The organism is Aeromonas sp. QDB14 (assembly GCF_027707845.1).
Classification (GTDB): domain Bacteria; phylum Pseudomonadota; class Gammaproteobacteria; order Enterobacterales; family Aeromonadaceae; genus Aeromonas; species Aeromonas caviae.
This window is the reverse complement of sequence record NZ_JAPCJD010000174.1, coordinates 1-1,427: the sequence shown is the minus strand read 5'-3', so window position 1 is coordinate 1,427 and position 1,427 is coordinate 1. Positions and strand designations below refer to the sequence as shown.

Annotated in this window: 2 protein-coding genes; both read right to left on the bottom strand. The window is 66.4% G+C overall.

Annotation, left to right across the window (positions count from 1 at the left end):
• Positions 1–118: 118 nt before the first annotated feature.
• The gene (locus PG887_RS22315; protein WP_270822936.1) at positions 119–724 is read right to left on the bottom strand and encodes an NAD(P)H-dependent oxidoreductase; all 606 of its coding nucleotides are present in this window, start codon (positions 722–724) and stop codon (positions 119–121) included.
• Positions 725–778: 54 nt separating this feature from the next.
• Positions 779–1,210, bottom strand: a complete 432-nt coding sequence (locus tag PG887_RS22310; protein WP_270822935.1) for a MerR family transcriptional regulator — start codon at positions 1,208–1,210, stop codon at positions 779–781.
• Positions 1,211–1,427: the final 217 nt, after the last annotated feature.

Sequence of the window (1,427 nt, the reverse complement as noted above, 5' to 3'; positions counted from 1 at the left end):
GCGGTGAAGATATCAAAGACCCGTTTTCCGGTAAATCGCAATGCGGCTCCGCTTAAGTGAACAGCATTGCCGCCATGGCGGGGCTTTTTTATGGGCAAAAAAATGCCCGTGGCAGGGGTTAGGCGGGGCGTCTGCCCAGCCGCCGCACATCCTGGCGGGCGGCGGCCCCGGCTTGAGTGAGCCAGCGCTGGCGGGCCGCCTCATCCGAGGTGTGGACGGGCCCCAGATGCTGGCGGTGGGTCAGCCGGATGCCACAGAGCCCCAGCACGGGCTGGTCCAGGGTACGCTCCACGGGGGCACCCTGCCACCAGCGGTAATACCAGGGGGGGCTGTCCATGGTGAGCAGCAGGCGCGCCGTCTTGCCGGCGAGCAGCCGCTCTGGGTGCGCCTTCCCCGGCTGGTAGCGAAAGGCGAAGCCCGGCAGCAGGGTGCGATCCAGCAGCCCCTTGAGGCGGGCAGGCAGGTGGCCCCACCAGACGGGGGCGACGATCACCAGGTGGTGTGCCTGCACCAGGCTCTGCTGCACCGCCTGCAGATCGGGCTCGAGGGGCTGCGCCTCGTCATAGCCGTGGTGAAGATCCTGCTCGAAGGCGAGCCCTCCCACGTGATGCAGGGTGACGCGGGCGCCCCCTTGCTCGGCGCCGCGGGCATATTCCCGGGCGAGGGCGTGGCAGAGGCTGTCGGGTTTGGGGTTGCCGTTGAGAACAAGCAGGTTGGGGGTCATGGCATGGCTCCTTGCAGTGAGCCCCCATTACACCCCTTGTCCCATGGGACAGAGTCAAGCCACCTTTTGCCCCCGATCCGCTGCTGCGGGATGATCCTGATCGTCGGGGGCGTGCCGGACCGGGGCGCCATAGCGGCAGGGGTGCTGCGCCAGCAGCGTGGCGCACTGGCGCAAGCCCTGGTGCTGGCGTTGCAGCCTGGCGACCTCCGCCTCGATCTGCGCCAGCTTGTCCGCCACCAGTTGCTCCACCTTCTGCCAGGGGAAGTGGTCGAGGCTGGTGACGCCCGCGAGCAGGGGAACCAGCTCCCCGAGCTTGCAGCCAAGCCGCTGGGCCTCGCGGATAAAGCCGACCCACTCCAGATCCTCGGCCCGGTAGACGCGATACTTGCCGCGCCGCCTGGGCTCGGGCAGCAGCCCGAGCTGTTCGTAGAGACGGACCGCCTTTGGGGTGGTGCCCGCCAGCCGGGCAAATTCGCCGATATACATGGTGCTGCTCGCAAAGATGGTGTGAAAGGAGCCCACTATAGGTCAGTGGCAGGGGGGATTGAATCCCCACTGGCGAGCCAGCGCAGCAGATACTGTGCAAACAGCGCTGGCTGCTCGATGGGGGGGCTGTGATAGGGGACAGCGGGAATTCAGATAATAAGTGCGACACTCATGGATGAATGGCGAGAGGTGGCCAACTGCTGATTGGTGGTACCCT

Excerpts from the sequence above, each read along its gene's own strand:
- PG887_RS22310 (WP_270822935.1), bottom strand. The coding sequence starts at position 1,210 with ATGTATATCGGCGAATTTGCCCGGCTGGCGGGCACCACCCCAAAGGCG.
- PG887_RS22315 (WP_270822936.1), bottom strand. The coding sequence starts at position 724 with ATGACCCCCAACCTGCTTGTTCTCAACGGCAACCCCAAACCCGACAGC.